At 68.3% G+C, this 17573-nt stretch carries 17 protein-coding genes; 12 read left to right on the top strand and 5 right to left on the bottom strand.

Annotated features, from left to right (window positions below):
• Positions 1-13 precede the first annotated feature (13 nt).
• Together ABDW59_RS07315 and ABDW59_RS07310 are read left to right on the top strand one after the other, a co-directional pair.
• Positions 14-736 carry an ABC transporter ATP-binding protein gene (locus tag ABDW59_RS07315; RefSeq protein WP_343628933.1) on the top strand — a complete coding sequence of 241 codons (723 nt, stop codon included), beginning with the start codon at positions 14-16 and terminating at the stop codon, positions 734-736.
• 366 nt (positions 737-1102) lie between these two features.
• Positions 1103-1963, top strand: a complete 861-nt coding sequence (locus ABDW59_RS07310) for a DUF707 domain-containing protein (protein ID WP_343628932.1) — start codon at positions 1103-1105, stop codon at positions 1961-1963.
• Between the two features lie 2 nt (positions 1964-1965).
• Here ABDW59_RS07310 and ABDW59_RS07305 read toward each other — a convergent pair whose 3' ends face one another.
• Entirely contained in the window at positions 1966-2751 is a 786-nt protein-coding gene (locus ABDW59_RS07305) for an SDR family oxidoreductase (RefSeq protein ID WP_343628931.1), read from the bottom strand.
• Between the two features lie 105 nt (positions 2752-2856).
• Between ABDW59_RS07305 and ABDW59_RS07300 the strand changes: the two genes are divergently transcribed.
• From ABDW59_RS07300 to ABDW59_RS07285, 4 genes are all read left to right on the top strand, one after another.
• Positions 2857-3828: a LysR family transcriptional regulator gene (locus tag ABDW59_RS07300; RefSeq protein ID WP_343628930.1), complete on the top strand. Its 972-nt coding sequence runs from the start codon at positions 2857-2859 to the stop codon at positions 3826-3828.
• 86 nt (positions 3829-3914) lie between these two features.
• Positions 3915-5525 (top strand): GGDEF domain-containing protein, encoded by a 1611-nt coding sequence (locus tag ABDW59_RS07295; RefSeq protein ID WP_343628929.1) that lies wholly within the window; start codon positions 3915-3917, stop codon positions 5523-5525.
• Between the two features lie 164 nt (positions 5526-5689).
• Entirely contained in the window at positions 5690-6034 is a 345-nt protein-coding gene (locus tag ABDW59_RS07290; protein WP_343628928.1) for a hypothetical protein, read from the top strand.
• Positions 6015-6437, top strand: a complete 423-nt coding sequence (locus tag ABDW59_RS07285) for a type II toxin-antitoxin system VapC family toxin (protein ID WP_343628927.1) — start codon at positions 6015-6017, stop codon at positions 6435-6437. Before ABDW59_RS07290 ends, ABDW59_RS07285 begins: the two co-directional genes overlap by 20 nt.
• A 12-nt stretch (positions 6438-6449) precedes the next feature.
• Here the strand turns inward: ABDW59_RS07285 and ABDW59_RS07280 are convergent, their stop codons facing one another.
• The gene (locus ABDW59_RS07280; RefSeq protein WP_343628926.1) at positions 6450-7754 is read right to left on the bottom strand and encodes a DUF6596 domain-containing protein; all 1305 of its coding nucleotides are present in this window, start codon (positions 7752-7754) and stop codon (positions 6450-6452) included.
• Between the two features lie 202 nt (positions 7755-7956).
• Positions 7957-8334: a YciI family protein gene (locus ABDW59_RS07275; protein WP_343628925.1), complete on the bottom strand. Its 378-nt coding sequence runs from the start codon at positions 8332-8334 to the stop codon at positions 7957-7959.
• A gap of 388 nt (positions 8335-8722) precedes the next feature.
• Here ABDW59_RS07275 and ABDW59_RS07270 point away from each other — a divergent pair, with 388 nt between their 5' ends.
• The 5 genes from ABDW59_RS07270 (at position 8723) to ABDW59_RS07250 (ending at position 14474) form a co-directional block, all read left to right on the top strand.
• Complete coding sequence (locus ABDW59_RS07270) at positions 8723-9865, top strand: histidine kinase (protein ID WP_343628924.1); 1143 nt, start codon at positions 8723-8725, stop codon at positions 9863-9865.
• 48 nt (positions 9866-9913) lie between these two features.
• Positions 9914-10723, top strand: a complete 810-nt coding sequence (locus tag ABDW59_RS07265) for a LytTR family DNA-binding domain-containing protein (protein ID WP_343628923.1) — start codon at positions 9914-9916, stop codon at positions 10721-10723.
• 84 nt (positions 10724-10807) lie between these two features.
• Complete coding sequence (locus ABDW59_RS07260) at positions 10808-12187, top strand: trypsin-like serine protease (protein ID WP_343628922.1); 1380 nt, start codon at positions 10808-10810, stop codon at positions 12185-12187.
• A 75-nt stretch (positions 12188-12262) separates the two neighbouring features.
• Complete coding sequence (locus tag ABDW59_RS07255) at positions 12263-13402, top strand: GGDEF domain-containing protein (protein WP_343628921.1); 1140 nt, start codon at positions 12263-12265, stop codon at positions 13400-13402.
• Between the two features lie 112 nt (positions 13403-13514).
• Entirely contained in the window at positions 13515-14474 is a 960-nt protein-coding gene (locus ABDW59_RS07250) for a hypothetical protein (RefSeq protein ID WP_343628919.1), read from the top strand.
• 18 nt (positions 14475-14492) lie between these two features.
• Here ABDW59_RS07250 and ABDW59_RS07245 read toward each other — a convergent pair whose 3' ends face one another.
• Entirely contained in the window at positions 14493-15740 is a 1248-nt protein-coding gene (locus tag ABDW59_RS07245) for a nucleoside recognition domain-containing protein (RefSeq protein ID WP_343628918.1), read from the bottom strand.
• Between the two features lie 306 nt (positions 15741-16046).
• Between ABDW59_RS07245 and ABDW59_RS07240 the strand changes: the two genes are divergently transcribed.
• The gene (locus ABDW59_RS07240) at positions 16047-17258 is read left to right on the top strand and encodes a hypothetical protein (protein ID WP_343628917.1); all 1212 of its coding nucleotides are present in this window, start codon (positions 16047-16049) and stop codon (positions 17256-17258) included.
• On the opposite strand, the gene ABDW59_RS07235 is transcribed toward ABDW59_RS07240, so the two are convergent.
• Positions 17230-17573 (bottom strand): HD domain-containing phosphohydrolase (locus ABDW59_RS07235; RefSeq protein ID WP_343628916.1); only part of this gene is annotated, 344 nt, incomplete at its 5' end. The genes ABDW59_RS07240 and ABDW59_RS07235 overlap by 29 nt on opposite strands.

Genomic DNA, 17573 nt, shown 5'->3' with positions numbered 1-17573 from the left:
AGGGCGCGACGACATGCTGAAGATCGACAAGCTGCAGGCCGGCTACGGCAAGGTCGAGGTGCTGCACGGCATCTCGGTGGAAGTGCCCAAGGGCAAGGTCGTGACGCTGATCGGCTCCAACGGGGCGGGCAAGACGACGACCATGCGCGCGGTGTCCGGGATGATCGCGCCCACGTCGGGGGAGATCACGCTCAACGGCAAGCGCATCGACGGGTTGGAGTCGTATCACATCGCGCGGCTGGGGCTGGCGCATTCGCCGGAGGGCCGGCGGGTGTTCGCGACGATGAGCGTGACGGACAACCTGAGGCTGGGGGCGTTTCCGCGCTACACGGGGGCGAGGCCCAAGGGGGATGTGGCCGCGGATCTGGAACGGGCGATGGAGCTGTTCCCGCGCTTGAAGGAGCGGCGTCAGCAGCTGGCGGGGACGCTGTCCGGCGGGGAGCAGCAGATGCTGGCGATGGCGCGGGCGACGATGCTCAATCCCGAGGTCGTGCTGTTGGATGAACCGTCGATGGGGTTGGCGCCGATCCTGGTGGACGAGGTGTTTCGCATCATCGAGCGGCTCAAGGGGCAGGGCGTGACCATGCTGCTGGTGGAGCAGTTCGCGGCCGCGGCGCTGGCGGTGGCGGATTACGGGTACGTGCTGGAGAACGGCAGGATCTCGCTGCATGGGCCGGCGGAGAAGCTGCGGACGGATCCGGCGGTGAAGGCGGCTTATCTGGGCGGGGGGCATTGAGGGCTTGCGGGGAGCCTGATGGGGCTCGCTGACTGCACCGGCCCTCACCCCAACCCCTCTCCCGCGCAGCGGGAGAGGGGCTCCATACGGCATTGGCTCCATACAGCGGCGAATCGGAGCCCCTCTCCCATGAAGTGGGAGAGGGGTTGGGGTGAGGGCCGCCGCACACCAGAGCGCCCCAGCCAGCCCAAGTTCCCCCTGCGAAACGTCACCCCTTATTTGAGGGGGTCAATGAGTCATCTCTGATACTTTTGCCTCCAAAAGTGTCAGTTCATGTACTAGACGGCGATATCGGCGATACGCTCTGCGGCTCGAATGCGCGGATGTCGCGCGGCGATCGCCGTGCATGCGCAGACCTTGACCCCGATGCTGACCCTCCCCACCCGTCCCCGTCGAAACCTCGTGATCCTGCGCGCGGGCGACCGCTCGCTGCACTCTCAATGGATCGCGAGCGCCGATCGCAACTTCGACCTGCTGGTCTCCTATTACGGCACCGTGCCGGACCTGTACCGCGACGGCAGCGACCTCTACGAGGCGCGCCGCGGTCCCAAGTGGCCCTGCATCGCCGAGCTGCTGGACGAGCATCCCGAACTGGTCGAGGCCTACGACGCCATCTGGCTGCCCGACGACGACCTCTCGGTCGACACCGCAACCGTCTCGCGCATGTTCGACCTCTTCCACGGCCACGGCCTGCAACTCGCGCAGCCGGCGCTGACCCGCGAGTCCTACTTCACCTTCGACACGCTGCTGCGCCATCCCGGCTATCTGCTGCGCTACATGGGCTTCGTCGAGGTGATGGCGCCGCTGTTCTCGCGCGATGCGATGCGCCGCTGCCGCGCCACCTTCCATGAGAGCCGCATCGGCTGGGGCCTGGACTTCGTCTGGCCCACGCTGATCGAGAACGCCGACGGCCACCGCATCGCGGTGATCGACGCCACCCCGGTGTGGCACACCCGTCCGGTCGGCGGCGGGGACCTCTACAAGAACAACCCGGATGCCAATCCGATGAACGACGCCCGTCGCCTGCTGGCCAAGTACGGCTGCAAGGAAACGCGCGTGCGGGCGAAGTACCAGTTCCACGGCGGCATCCGCGTGGTCGAGCCGGCCTGGCGCGAGCGTCTGGTGCTGGCGCTGCGCGGGCTCAACGCGCGGCGGCGCTTCAAGCGCCGCGAGCGCGCCGAGGCGCGTCAGGCGGGGCAACCCGCGCCGTCGGCGCCCAAGGCCTAGGCTCAGACGAACATCCCGCCCGACGCCTCGATGCGCTGCGCGGTGATCCAGTGGTTGTCGTCGGCCAGCAGCGAGGCCACGACCGGGCCGATGTCGTCCGGCAGGCCCGCGCGGCCCAGCGCGGTGACCGACGCCACCATCCGATTGACCTCGGCGTTGTCGCGCACGGCGCCATGGCCGAAGTCGGTCTCGATCGCGCCGGGCGCCAGCGTGTTGACGCGGATGCCGCGCGCACCGAATTCCTTGGCCATGTAGCGGCTCATGACTTCGACGCCGCCCTTCATCGTCGCGTAGGCGCCGTAACCCGGGAGGGCGAAGCGGGCCAGACCGCTGGAGACGTTCAGGATGCTGCCGCCGTCGCGGATCAGCGGCAGCAGCGTCTGCGTCAGGAAGAACGGTCCCTTCAGGTGGACGCGCATCAGCTCGTCGAACTGCGCCTCGGTCGTCTCGGCGATGCTCGCGTGAGCGCCGATCCCGGCGTTGTTGACCAGGTGATCGATGCGGTCGCGCTGCCAGTGCTGGCGCAGCGCGCCGCGCAGGGCCTCGGCGAAAGCGGGGAAGGAGGCGCTGTCGCCCGTATCCAGCTGAAGTGCGGCGGCGTGGGCGCCCAGGCCGCGGATCTCGTCGACCACCGCTTGGGCCTCGTCGGCGCGGCTGCGGTAGGTGATGACGCTGTCGACGCCGCGACGCGCCAAGTGCAGCGCGGCGTTGCGGCCCAGGCCGCGGCTGCCGCCGGTGATCAGGACGATGCGGGACGCGGAAGCGGAGGAGGGGGGCGTGGTGCTCATGACGGATCCTGGTGAGGTCGGGTTGCGATGGAAGGCAGTCTATTGATCGCGTCTTGGCGTATAAATTGCCTTGGAACGATTTGACCGTTCGTTCAGGATGAACAAATGAGCGATGACAGCATGACCTACGCGCCGCCCCTGCCCTCGATCGAGACCCTGCAGGTCTTCGTCCGCGTGGCCGAGCTGGCCAGCTTCACGCAGGCGGCGCAGAGCCTGGGCCTGCCCAAGGCCAGCGCCTCCACCGCGGTGCAGCGGCTGGAGGCCAGCCTGGGGACGCGGCTGTTCCATCGCACGACGCGCCGCGTGCAGCTGACGCAGGACGGCCAGGCCTGCTACGAGCGCTGCAAGGACCTGCTCGCCGACCTCGACGACATGCAGACGCTGTTCCAGCCGGCGGCCAGCGGGCTGCGCGGCCGCCTTCGAGTCGACATGCCGATGCGGGTCGCGCATGACGTGGTCATGCCGCGCCTGCCGGAATTCCTGGCCGCGCATCCGGCGCTGGAGCTGGAGCTCAGCAGCACCGACCGCCGCGTCGACCTGGTCCGCGAGGGCTTCGACTGCGTCTTGCGCGTCGGGCCGCTGAGCGACTCGACGCTGGTGGCTCGGCCGCTGGGCGCGATGGAGATGGTCAACCTCGCCAGCGTCGAGTACCTCGCCCGCCACGGCGAGCCGCGCACGCTGGAAGACCTGGCCACCCACCGGCTGGTCCAGTACGCGACGACGCTGGGCCAGCGCTGCCCGGGCTTCGAGTGGCGCGACGCGGCCGGCGTGACGCATTTCCTGCCGATGTCGGGCACGCTGACGGTGAGCGACTCCGGCGCCTACACGGCGGCCTGTCTGGCGGGGCTGGGGATCATCCAGGTGCCGCGTCACGGGCTGGAGCGGGAGGTGCTGGACGGCCGGTTGCGCGAGCTGCTGCCCGACTTCCTGGCCGCGCCGATGCCGGTGCATCTGCTCTATCCGCACCGGCGTCAGTTGCCGCGGCGCGTCCATGTCTTCATGCAATGGCTGGCCGAGCTGCTGAGTCCGCGGCTGTTGCCGCTATCCTCTGCGACTCCGGACGTCTCGACGTCCTGAGAGGGCCTGCGGCGCGACACCCTTCGGATCGTCGCTTGCCGAGACCGGGTCCCCCTCATCTTCCGCGTCAGCCTTTGTTCGACCCCTTGGACCTGCATCACCTCTCCCAGATCGCCCGCGCCGCGCTGCAGTCCGGCGACGCCGCCGCCGCGCAAGCGCCGGGCGAGGAATGGCTGCTGCTGGCCCTGGAGCAGCAGGACCTGGCCGCGCAAGCGCAGGCGCTGCTGCACCTGGCGCGCTGCGATCGCGCGCTGCATCGCCCCGGCGACGCGCGCGGCCGCAGCGAGCTGGCGGCGCGGCTGTTCCGGCAACTGGGCGACGCCTCGGGCGAGGCGGGCGCGCTGTCGGTGCTGGCGCACAGCGCGTCCTTCGCCGGCCATCACGAGGAAGCGATCGAGGCGGCCTTGCTCGGCCTGCGCCTGGCGCAGCTGCGCGGCGATGGCGCGGCGCTGGTGGTGGCGCTGCAGGACCTGGGCGCCTGCCACGTGTGGGCGCGCAATTTCGACAAGGCGGCGGAGGTATTGCGGCAGGCCGCGGACGCGGCCAATGCCTGCAAGCCGCGGCTGAGCCCGCTCGGCGCCTGCCTGTGGCTGGCGATGGGGACGCTGCTGGCCTACGCCGGCGAGCGCGAGCAGCGCGGCCAGCTGCCGCCGCTGGGCGCGCTGGAAGGACACCTGATCAATGCGCGTCATCTGCTGCCCGAGGGCGGCGCGGAGTCGCAGTGCTGGTGGACGCTGATGCAGACGCTGGCGCAGATCTGGAAGGGCGCGTCGGCGCTCGCGCAGCCGGAATTGCAGCAGGCGCTGACGCTGCTGCCCGAGCAGGAACGGCACTGGCTGGCCGCGCTGGCCGGCTGGGTGCAGACGGAGCTCGCCTGGGCGCGCCGCTTGTGGCCGCAGGCGCGGCGCGCGGCATCGCAGCTGGTGATGCAGGCGGACGCGGTGCAGCACGAGCCGCTGGCGCAACTGGGCGAGCTGATCGCCAGCCAGATCGAGGAACAGCAGGGCCAGCCGCAGCGCGCTCTGCAGCGCATGCGCGCGCTGCGCGAGCGCGAGACGCGGGTGCGGATCGCCAGCCTCGCCAGCCGCGAGGAGGCGGTGCAATGGCAGCTGGACGCGCGCCGCAGCGAGCGCGATCGGGCGCAGCTGGCGGACGAGGCGCAGCGGCTGGAGAAGCTGTCGATGGAGGATCCGCTGACGGGTCTGGCCAACCGGCGCAGCTTCGAGGCGCATGCCCGCGCGCAGCTGAAGGCGGGCGGGGTGGTGAGCCTGGCGCTGATCGACGTTGACCACTTCAAGCAGGTCAACGACCGGCACTCGCATCTGGTCGGCGATCAGGTGCTGAGCCAGATCGCGCGGTTGATGCGCCAGCACGTGCGGGAGCACGACATCGCGGCGCGCCTGGCCGGCGACGAGTTCGTGCTGCTGCTGCGCGGCGCGAGCGAGGAGATCGCGCAGGCGGCCTGCCGACGTCTGGACGAGGCGGTACGCAAGCATGACTGGACGACGGTGTCGGACGGGCTGCGGGTCAGCATCAGCATCGGCGCCGCGCAGCGCCAGGACGGCGACACGCTGGAGACGCTGATGGCGCGCAGCGACGCGGCGATGTACGCAGCCAAACGCGAGCGTCAGGGCGCCGCGATCGAGGGCGCGTGGCTCACCGACGAGAGCGAGGGCGAGGGCGACGCGCCTGACTGAATCGAGTCACCGGTTCTGAGCGATGGACGGCCGGGATGGCCGTGTTCATCGGGGTTGTGAGGATTCGCCACACGCGGAGAAATGCAGATTCGTGCATGCGGAGGTGGTCAAGTGAGTGCCTAGACTCAATGCCTTCCCGTTGACCAAGCCTGTAAGGAGGCTTCATGACCACCCTTGTTGAATGCGCATCCAGCGCGCGTCACATCATCCCTCCGCCGATCAAGGTCGAGCCAGGAAAACGACTCGACGCCTTTGATGTGATCCCGGGACCGTACTCTGAGACCGCTCGTTGGAAACTCGAGTCGCTCAACCGCAAGATCCGGCTGCGAGACGCTCGTCCTCCCCGGTCGCCGGCCGAGCGGCGTCGGAAGGGCTTCATGGCCCATGACTTCCCCGAACAGTTGCTGGCGCTGTATCTGAAGTACCCGCATCTCCTGGAGCCGCCGCCCGGTGGCGGTGACATGACGTCTTGGCCAGAAAGGGACCGCGATGAAGACAGTCGTCGTTGACCCCAACGTGGCCCTCGGATGGCTGCTTCTTGAGAAGGATAAGGAGTCGCTGCATCAGTACGCCGACCGACTCGCTGATGCCTCCGCGAACGAAGAGGTGGAGCTGGTCGCGCCGTACGTCTTCGACGCGGAGTGCGCTTATGCTTTGCTGAAGCGCGGTCGTGCTCAAGGCTGGACCGAAGACACCATTCAGGCCTATGCCTGGGTGATCGACAGCTATCAGGTCGATCTGGCCGACGAAAGAGCTCCACTCCCTGAGCACGTGGAGCTTGCAATCGACCACAACGTCCAGGGCTACGACGCGCTCTACCTCGACATGGCGATCGAGAAGAAGGCGGTGCTCGCGACGACTGACAAGGGGCTTCGCGCCGCCGCCGAGCGTGCCGGTGTCGAGCTGTTCTGACCCGCAGGGGCCTCAGTGCCCCTGCTCCCTCGCCCGCTTGAGCAGCAGCTCTTTCTCCCGCTCATTGGCGGTCATCGACGCGGCGCGCTCGAACTCCTCTTTCGCTTCGGCATTGCGGCCCAGCTTGGCCAGCAGATCCGCTCGCACGCTCGGCAGCCAGTGGTACTGCTTGAGCGCCGGCTCGTCCATCAACTGGTCGACCAGGTCCAGCCCCACCGCCGGCCCATAGGCCATCGCCAGCGCGACCGCGCGGTTGAGCTCGATCACCGGCGACGGGATGCGATCGACCAGCTCCTCGTAGATCGCCGCGATGCGCTTCCAATCCGTGTCGTCCGCCCGGCGCGCCCGCGCATGGCAGGCCGCGATCGCCGCCTGCAGCGCATACGGCCCGACCTGCGGCTCCTGTCCCAGCGCCGCGCCGGCTTCGGCGGCCAGTCGGTCCGCCATCTCCAGCGCTTCCAGCCCGCGCGCGATCGCCGCCGCATCCCAGCGCTCGCGGTCCTGCTCCAGCAGCAGTACCGGCTGTCCCTGCGCATCGACGCGCGCCGCCGATCGCGAGGCCTGCAGTTCGAGCAGCGCGAGCAGGCCCAGCACCTCGGACTCCCGCGGCGCCAGCCGTACCAGCATGCGGGCCAGCCGCAGCGCCTCGTCGCACAGGTCCTGGCGGATCCACTGCTCGCCGCTGGTGGCCGTGTAGCCCTCGTTGAAGATCAGGTAGATGACCTCCAGCACCGAGCCCAGGCGCTCGGTCAGTTGCGCGCCCAGCGGCAGTTCGAAGGGGACCTTGGCCTCGCCCAGGGTGCGCTTGGCGCGGACCAGCCGCTGCGCCACCGTGGGCTCTGATTGCAGATAGGCCCGCGCGATCTCGCCGGTCGTGAAGCCCGCCACCATCTTCAGCGTCAGCGCGACCCGCGCCTCCAGCGACAACACCGGGTGGCAGGCGCAGAACATCAGCCGCAGCACGTCGTCGCCGATCTCGCGCGCGGCGCGGTCGTCGTCAAGGCTGTCGACGAAGTCCGGCACGATCATGGCCTCGCGGGCGTCGAGCTCATGACCCAGCTGCTCCAGCTTCTCGCCGCTGAGCTTCACATGCCGCAGCCGGTCCAGCGCCCGATGCTTGGCCGTGGTCATCAGCCAGGCGGCCGGCTTGTCGGGCAGCCCTTGTTCCGGCCAGGTCTCGAGCGCCGCGATCAGCGCGTCCTGGGCCAGCTCCTCGGCCAGCGCGACGTCGCGCATCAGGCGAGTCAGGGCGCCGATGATCTTGGCCGACTCCTGCCGCCAAGTGGTGGTGATCGCGCGATGGATGTCCTCGGTCATGCGCGCGATCGTACGGCCAGGGCGGGCCGCTGGACGCCCGTAATGGGGTGCGCCCGGCCCGGCGCCCTGCCGCAGTCGGTCGAGATGAAGACATCGAGCCCTCCGACGATCATGCCCCGCGAGCGGAGGCTTCATCGGGACGACGATGCAGGACGGTCGATTTCGACAGCGGCCGGAAAACGGCGCTGCTGATGCTCCCGGATCAGCCCTTGGCCGCGGCCTTCGATTCCTCGAAGCAGGGCACCATCGAGCGCACCTCCACCTCGCACCACTCGGCCGCCGGGCACTCGCGAGCGATGGCGAGCGCCTCCTCGCGGGTCTTGACGTTCAGCCAGAAGAAGCCGCCCACCATCTCCTTGGCCTCGGCGAAGGGGCCGTCGATGGTGGCCACGCGGCCGGCGCGCTTGGTCACGCGCGTCGCGCCGTTGACCGACTGCAGCGACTGCGCGCCGTGCAACAAGCCTTGCGAGGCGAGCTGCTCGGCGTAGGCGGTCATCGCGGCGTAGGCGGCCTGACCTTCCTCCAGTGTGCGGGCTTCGCGTTGGCCCACGGGTTCGTTGATCAGCAGGATGTAGCTCATCGGATGTCTCCCTGGCGGTTGCCGGCAAAGGGTCGCCGGACGGCGTTTGCGGGCTATTGGACACCAGGAGGATGGAGGACTGCGGAGAAAGACCCTCTCCCCCGCCCTCTCCCGCAAGCGGGCGAGGGAGCAACATCGGCAAGCAGGCGAGGAAGCAGCAGCGGCAAGCAGGCGAGGAAGCAGCAGCGGCAAGCGGGCGAGGGAGTAACACCGGCAAGCGGGTGAGGGAGTAACACCGGCAAGCGGACGAGGGAGTGACACCGGCATGCGGGCGGCGGGGCGCGCACGAAACGCCGCGCACGCCGATGGCTGTCGATCCGCGACGCCGGCTCGCCATCCGTCGTTTCCCGCCCCGGGGCCGCCACCTGCCGTCCCTACACTGCGCCGCATGAGTCCCGATACCAAGCTCCCCCTCTGGCGCGACGCCCGCCGGCTGCGCGCCTCCTGGCATTCGTGGATCAGCAGCGAAGCGATGCCCAGCGGCCCGGAATGGCTGCAATGGGTCTGGACGCTGCTGTTCTCGGCCGGGCTGGCGGTGGGCTTCACCCTGCTGGGCTTCGTGATGAACGCGCGGTCCTTCGAGGACTGGTTCAACCTGGGCTCCTGGATGCGCTGGTACGGGCGCAACCTGATCGTGTGCGTGACCATCGGCGTCGTCATCCATACGATGTTCTCGATCCTGATCCCGCTGGTCGGCGGCCGGGAACGCATCCTGACCTGGCCGCGCTGGGCGCGGACCATGTTCTTCTCGGGCATGCCGCTGGTCGGCGTGGCGATCGGCTGGGTGCCGGGCATGTGGCTGGCCGGCATGCGGAGCTGGATGCAAATGGACTGGGCCCATGGCGGGCGGATCCTCGGCATCACGGCCTTGATCGGGATGATCCTGACGGTGCTGATGCACTTCTGGTTCGCGGCCAAGAACCGCGAGCTGGTCGCCGAGCGCCGCGCCACCGAAGCCCAGCTGCGCCTGCTTCAAGGCCAGATCGAGCCCCACTTCCTGTTCAACACCCTGGCCAACGTGCACTCGCTGATCGACTACGACGCGCCCAAGGCCAAGGCGATGCTGGGCGCGTTCACCGCCTATCTGCGAGCGTCGCTCGGCGGCCTGCGGCGCGAGAGCGGTCCGCTCGACGACGAGCTGGCGCTGGCCGAGGCCTACCTGACGGTGCTTCAGACGCGGATGGAAGACCGGTTGCGCTTCGAGATCCACGCCGACGCCGACGCCCGCGGCGTCGCGCTGCCGCCGATGCTGCTGCAACCGCTGGTGGAGAACGCGGTCCATCACGGCCTGGAGCCCAAGATCGAAGGCGGCACGGTGCGCGTGGACGCGGTGCTGCGCGACGGCATGTTGGTCGTCGAGGTGCGCGATGACGGCGTGGGCCCTGGCGCCTCGCGCCGCGGCGGCAACGGCATCGCGCTCGACAACATCCGGGAGCGCCTGATGACGCAGTACGGCGACCGTGCCTCGCTCACCCTGACGGCCGCCGACCCGGGTTGCCGCGCCACCCTGCGCGTGCCGGTCGACGCCTGAACCCGCCGCCATCCCATCGCCTTCACGACCATGACCGCATCGACTTCCATGACCGCTTCGATCGCCTCGACCGCCGCCCCCACCGCCCTGATCGCCGACGACGAGCCGCATCTGGCCCGCGCCCTGGCCGCGCAGCTGGAGGCGGTCTGGCCCGAGCTGAGGATCGTCCACGTCGCCCGCAACGGCCAGGAGGCCGCCGAGCGCATCGCGGCTTTGCAACCAGATCTGGCCTTCCTGGACATCCAGATGCCGGGCCTGACCGGGCTGGAAGTGGCCGAGGGCATCGAGGGCGCGACCCGCGTGGTCTTCGTCACTGCCTACGACCAGTACGCGGTGCAGGCCTTCGAGCAGGAGGCCATCGATTACGTGCTCAAGCCGGTGGAGACCGATCGGCTGGGCCGAACGGCGGAACGCATCCGGCGCGCGTTGGCGAAGACCGGTGCCGACAACGACGGCGATGCGCCTCTGCTGGCGGCGTTGCAACGGCTTCAGCGGGCTCAGTCCACGGCTGGCGAGGGCGGCGCGCGTCCGGCCTTGATGCGTTGGGTGCGGGCTACGCAGGGCGACGTGACGCATCAGGTGCCGGTGGGCGAGGTGATGTTCTTCCGCGCTGACGACAAGTACACCTGCGTCCAGACCGCGACCACGGAGTATCTGATCCGCACGCCCATCCACGAGCTCGCCGCGCAACTCGACGGCGAGCGCTTCTGGCAGGTGCATCGCTCGACCATCGTGAATCTGGATCACGTCGCCAGCACGCGGCGCGACGAGCTGAGCCGGCTCTTCGTCCGCATCCGCGGCCATGCCACCGAGCTGCCGGTGAGCCGCGCCTACGTGCACCTGTTCAAGGCGATGTGAACGTCAGTCGGAGCGCAGTGCGTGGGGGCGACGCCAGTCCACTGACAAGTGCCGCGCCTTCGCGGTGCCCATCCCGAGACAGAGATGACTTTGAAGCTGCTGACCGCGACTATCGTCGCGGCCTTCTCCGCGCTTTCGCCGCTCCCCGTTGAGGCGGCCTACAACGGCACCGTACTCTTCGACCAGAAGGTGCCGGTCTGGGCCGTCGGAAACTTTAGCTGCCAAGGGACGCTGGTCCTGCCCAAGGTCGTCGTGACCGCGGCGCATTGCCCTAGCAATAACGGCCGGACCGGCTTTTTTCGGCGTGCGGATCGGCAACTGTTCTACGGCACTCAGTTCAATCCCGAGCGTCAGTTCGGACCGTTCGGGGACTTCAGCGTCGTCATCCTGGACCAGCCGATGGCCAAAGTGCCGGCCCTGGTGCCGTCTTACTGGCGCGAGGAACTTATGCTGAGGCGTGGCAGTCCGCTGACGTTCTACGCTCGCGATCATTCAACACACGATGCCTTCAAGGACCGGGCGCGCCGCATCACGCACTTCCGACATCTTGACCACGGGGATTCGAAGGACCAGCCCTTGGTATATCGCGGGATTCGCGCCATCCGTGAGCAGATGCCCAACGTGACATCCGCAGGGTCGACGATCTTCAACGAGAACCTGCGGTCGGTGATCTTCAGTGGCAGCGCTCAATCACCCGGATTGCATCTGGAGGATCGGGACGTCGACGACGCCGTGTTCGTGGTGACGCCCGGTCCCAAGGCGGCTCGGCGAGAGGTTCCCCCCATCTTTGCCGGAGACAGCGGCTCCGGCCTCTTTGGACGCCATCTGTTAGGGCACGAATGGTTTGTCGGCGTGGCATCCGGCCATGAAGTGCACGCCCGCGCCAGCCTCTTCTGGCCGTGGGTCTACGACACCCTGATGAAGCAAGGGGCTCGAGATCAGGCGCTGATGTTGGCCAAGCGCGTCCTCAATCCGTGGGAGCGGAGCAGGTTCGGTCGACGGGACTATGCGGCGCCGATCGCGGCCGCGCTTGCGCCGGAGCGAATGAGCGTCGACGAGTTCGATCGTCGCGGATGCGTGGGCTGCATCTTTCCTCACGAAAATCCGAGGTCCGGCGACGTCGAGTTTTATCGACTCGTGAGTCTTGACGAGCAGGGACGTCACGCCGACCTGCCTTCGGATTCCCGTGACGGAAATGGATGGGAGTACCTTGGCACATCGCTGCCTACGCGCGCACAGGCGTTGGCCCGTGTGTCGACCTGGTCCGCAGACGACGAGTCTGCCGAGGTCGGAGATGTCTTCGTCCGGGTGGACTCGATGACCGGCGGGGTCGAGTACTTCGAGTTGGCCGAGCTCGACCCCGACGGCAAATACGGCGCCCTGCCGGTCAACCGGACCCACAGCAGACATTGGACCTATCTGGGCGTGGACATCCCTGCTCGCGAGCCGAAGTTCAAGCCTTGACGAACGCCGGGCGGGTCCTGATCGGCAGGTGACGGTCACCAAGACGTGTCTTGGCCCGCCTACACTGCCGGCCTCATGCAGTCGTCCCTGGATCCTCGCTCGATCACCATCATGACCGCGCTGATGGCGGCGGTCCTGGGCGCGGTGCTGCTCGGCGTGCGCCGCAACTATCCGGCCGGCATCCGCGGTCTGCTGCCCTGGGCGCTGGCGCCGATGACCTGCGCGGCCGCGGCCGGCGTCTACGCCATGCAAGGCTTGGCGCCGGACTTCGTCATCGCGCAGACCGGCAATGCACTGCTGCTCACCGGCTGCGGGCTCTTCTACTTCGGTACGCAGCGCTTCCACGGCCGGCGCGCGACCTGGCGCTTCTGGGGCGGCATCGCGCTGGCCTCGCTGGCGGTGCTGACCTGGTTCCTGATCCATCCCGATTACCGCATCCGCCTGCTCGTGTTCACCGCGACCATGAGCGCCTGCGTGCTCGCGCATGCGCGGCTGCTGCTGCGCGAAGGCCGCGGTTTCGCCGCGCGGCTGGTGGCGGTGACCCTGCTGCTGCAGGCGTTGGTGCTGGTGTTGCGTGGGGTGGCGGCGGTCTGGGTCGACGGGGCGGCGTCCTCGCGCTTCGCCATGACGACGGTGCAGACGGCCTACATCGCGAGCTACTGCTTCTGCGTGCTGCTGCTCAGCGTGGGCGTGCTGCTGATGGCCAGCGAGCGAGTGCGCGAGGAGTTCGAGCTGCTCGCCACGCGGGACGCGCTCACCGGCGCGCTCACGCGCCGCGCGGTGCTGCAGGCGGGGGAGGATGAGTTCGCCCGCTGGCTGCGCTACGGCCAACCGCTGTCGCTGCTGCTGCTGGACATCGACCACTTCAAGCAGATCAATGACCGTCACGGCCACCTGATCGGCGACCGCGTGCTGGCGGAGGCGGTGGCTGCGATGCGCGAGGAGATGCGCCTGAACGACCGGCTGGGCCGCTATGGCGGCGAGGAGTTCGTGATCCTGTTGCCCTCGACCACGCCGGAAGCGGCGCGCGCCTCGGCGGAGCGCATCCGCGCGGCGCTGGCGGCGCATGAGCCGGCGCCGGGAATCCCGCCGTGCTCGGCCAGCATCGGCGTGGCCTGGACGCAGGCGGGGGATGTCGGCCTGGACGCGCTGCTCGCGCGAGCGGACGAGGCGCTCTATCGCGCGAAGGCGAACGGGCGGAACCGGGTGGAGTGAAGGGTGTCGGCCAGGCGCGTCGCGGGCCTGAACGTTCGATGACTCAGGCCGCGCTTGCCACCGCCGTCGCGGTGGCGCAAGACCTGACCCTGTCATGACATTGAGACCTTTCTTGACCTTGTGCGCCGGTCTGGGCGCGGCGTGCTCCATCACCACCAGCTTCGCGACCGTCAACGCGGACAATCCGCCGCCGACGGACACCGCGCCTCCCTGGGCGGTCGGAAACGAGCACTGCTCCGGCATGCTGATCGGCAGCAGCATCGTTCTGACCACCGGGTACTGCGCGTTCCTCACACAATTTGAGGTGAACAACGACACGCAGAATTTGAAGCGCCGCTTCGATCAGCAGACGCTGCATGTCCGTGAGGCGGCGAACTCGGAGCGTGCACCTGGGCATTGGCTCGGGAAGCTCGGCCTCTTGTTCTTGAATGGAGGAGCGATCGACGACGGCATGCCGCGTCCGGCCTCCTATCTGCACGAGAGCGATGTCGGGGAGTGGCGCATCGAGTCGGACGGCGTGAACGCCGGGGCGGCGCCGGTGTCCGACGATGACCTGCGGTGGATCTATGGCACGGTGAGAGACATTGGCGGGCTACAGGCCTCGTACGAGATGGCCATGCAGCTCGCCTATGGCACACGGTTCCGATCGCGCATCGGCACATCCTCCCCTATCGGCGCATTGCACGTCCATGCCTTCTATGTGGGTGACGACGATTCGCGCCGACCGCAAGTGGCGTTCTTCAGGCAGATCAGGGACCGTTTGGACACCGGCCTCGAGCCACCAAGGGCCGCGGTGGACTTCACACACCTTGAATACCTCGGCACGGAGCTCCCCGCGAGACGCGACGTGCTGCGCGGGCTGAAGCTCAAGAGCTGGCCTGCCGACCGCGAGGGCGGCAAGACCGGCGATGTCTTCGTACGCTCACGCGACGTCGACGGACGCGGGAACTGGACCGTCGAGTACTTCAAGCTGGTCGCGCGGGACGGCGAAGGGAAGTACGAGCCGCTTCCGGCCAACGCGACGAACAGCAGCCACTGGCAATACCTGGGCACCGACCTGCCGCCCGAGTGAGCGTCCGGCTGCGCCGCGTCACTTGAAGAACCAGTACCCCACCACGATCGCGCCGACCAGCCCGGCCAGATCCGCGAACAGTCCGCAGGTCAGCGCGTAGCGGGTCTTCTTGATGTTGACGCTGCCGAAGTACACGGCCAGCACGTAGAACGTCGTCTCGGTGGAGCCCTGGATGATCGCGGCCAGCTTGCCCTCGAAGCTGTCCACGCCGTAGGTCTTGAGCACGTCCACCATCAGGCCGCGCGCGCCGCTGCCCGACAGCGTCTTCATCAGCCCGATGGGCAGCGCAGGCACGAAGTCCGTCGGCAGGCCCAGCGCGCCCACGCCCAGCGCGATGCCGCGCACCAGGAAGTCCATGCAGCCCGTCGTGCGGAACACCGAGATCGCCACCAGGATCGCGATCAGGTAGGGAATGATCTGCACCGCGACGCCGAAGCCCTCCTTGGCGCCCTCGACGAAAGCCTCGTAGACGTTGATGCGACGCCACGCGCCCACCGCGATGAACATCACGATGATGCTGAGGATCACGCCGCTGCCCAGCAGGCCGATCAGTTTGGACATGACGTCGGGCGGGTAGCTGTGCAGCCAGGCGAAGACGCCGCCCATGATCGCGATGAAGCCGCCGACGAAGGCCAGCACCGGCGCGCTGAACAGGTTGATGCGCTGCACCCAGGCCACGGCGATCAGGCCGGACATGAAGGAGATGAAGGTCGCGATCAGCGTGGGCAGGAAGATGTCGGCGGCGTTGAATCCCACCAGGCCCTGGTCCACCGCCATGGCCTGGCGGATCGCGATCACCGAGGTCGGGATGAGCGTGATGCCGGCGGTGTTCAGCACCAGGAACATGATCATCGCGTTGGACGCGGTGTCCTTCTGCGGGTTCAGGTCCTGCAGCTCCTTCATCGCCTTCAGGCCCAGCGGCGTGGCGGCGTTGTCCAGGCCGAGCATGTTGGCCGAGAAGTTCATCACCATCGAGCCGCCCGCCGGATGGCCGCGCGGCACGCCGGGGAAGATCTTCCCGAAGAAGGGCCCCATCGCGCGCGCGAAGAGCTGGATCACGCCGGCGTTTTCGCCGACCTTCATCAGGCCCAGCCACAGGCTCATCACGCCGACCAGACCCAGCGAGATGTCGAAACCGGTCTTGGCCGTGTCGAAGATTCCCGTCAACACCTGCGTGAAGATGGTCGTGTCGCCCTGGAACAGACGCACGACGGCGACCGCGAAGCCGATCAGGAAGAACCCGATCCAGATGAAGTTCAGCACCATGGGCGCGCATTATTCCGGCGCCGCGCCGCCCGCGCCGCAGGACCGGGGTTTGCGATCATCACCTTCTGAGGGACGGTCATAACCGCGGCGCGGGCGACACGACCGGGATGGGGCGCCGCGCGCCTGACGTCGCCGGTCGCGACCGCGGCGCGCGCAGGGCCGTGGCATTGAGCGGCGCAGATGGCGCTCGAAGAATCGTTCGGCCCTTCATTCCTCGGAGGGTTGGAGTTCCGCATGTCTTCCGTCGTTCGCCCCGCCACATCCTATTCACCGAGACCGGCCCCGTGCCGCCGATGGATCGCCGCCTTGCTGTTGTTGCCCGCCGCCGTGCTCGCGCAGGCGGTGGACTCGGACGAGGCACGCACGCCCAGTTGGGCCTTGGGGGACGATCGCTGCTCCTACACGCTGATCTCGTCCCGCGTGGCCTTGACGACGTTGGCGTGCGCGGAGGAGGCGATGTATCCGACCCGCGCGTCGGCGCTGGTCTTCACCCAGCGCCGGTCCGGCCATCGCTTTCCGGGCAAGGTGCTGCTACCGAAGCGGCTCATCCACCTACCACCCGCCGGACTGGCCCTGGCGACGTTCGATGCCGACGTGTTCGTCGACAGCCAGCGCAAGCCCACTGCTGGCGCGCCCATCCCCAGCTATTCCCTTGAGGCCAACCTGCTGAAAGACCCCTTGCCGACGGCCCCTCGGACAGCAGGCACGCGTTTCGTCGTGGTCAAGGGTGAATTCATGATCCATGGTTACCCGACGCGCGGCGTTCAGAACGGCCCGATCTACCACTCCATCGATCGGCCACTGGTCTATCGATCGCTGAACTACCTCCGGCAGACGGAGCGGCAGCGATTCAAACGCATGAAGGGCCCGGAGCTCTCGTCGGACGATTTGCTGGGCGAGCAGCTGAAGGAACTGAAGCTGGAGCGAATCCGGGGAGGACATCGACACGACGATTTCGTGATCACCCTGGCCGGCACACTGACGGACGAGATCACGATGCGCAGGCCTGCACCGGATGCCATGCGTCCGTTCGAGGCCCATCTGGGGGGCTCGGCCTTGATGGCCTCTCTCCGGGAGGATCCCTACCCAGGCGTCAAACAGGGCGTGTACATGGTCGGGCTGATCAGCGGAGACGGGTTGTTCCATACCCGCCTCAGCGCGCACTGGCCGGCCATCTACGAGGCACTGGTCAAAGCGAAGCAGATCGACGCCGCGCGTCGGGTCGCCACGCAGGTGCTCGATCTGAAGTTCTGGAGCGCCGATCGCCTCGGGACGGTTGGCGACCTGTACGGGCGGGTGCATCCCACCACGGGCGCCTTCGAGTTCTTCCGCCTTCGCAAGCTCACTGACGGCGGCACCTACTGGGACCTGCCGGTCGACGGACGCGACAACGAGTGGTGGGAGTTCCTTGGCACGAAGCTGCCCACGCGGGCCGAGGTGCTCGGCCTGAAGTCACCGCCCAAGCGCGCCCCGGCGGCAAGCGCCTCGCTCACTCCTCCTCGAGGAAGCGCTCCCTGACCTCGACCACCTTGGGCAGCACCGACACGAACAGCTCCACCAGCGCCGGGTCGAAGTGCCGGCCCGCCTGTGCGCGCAGGTGCTCCACCGCTTGCTCGACCGGCCAGGCCGGCTTGTAGGGGCGGATGCTGGTCAGCGCGTCGAAGACGTCGGCAATGGCGACGATGCGGGCCTCGATGGGAATCGAGTCGCCCGCCAGTCCTTCCGGATAGCCGCTGCCGTCCCACTTCTCGTGATGCGCCAGCGCGATGCGCCGCGCCATGCCCAGCAGACCGCCGGTGTGCTCGCCCAGGATCTCCGCGCCGATCGCGGGAT

This window comes from Roseateles sp., from assembly GCF_039595295.1.
GTDB lineage: Bacteria > Pseudomonadota > Gammaproteobacteria > Burkholderiales > Burkholderiaceae_C > Roseateles.
Note: the sequence above shows the minus strand (reverse complement) of the source record. Positions and strands in the feature narration are given on the sequence as shown.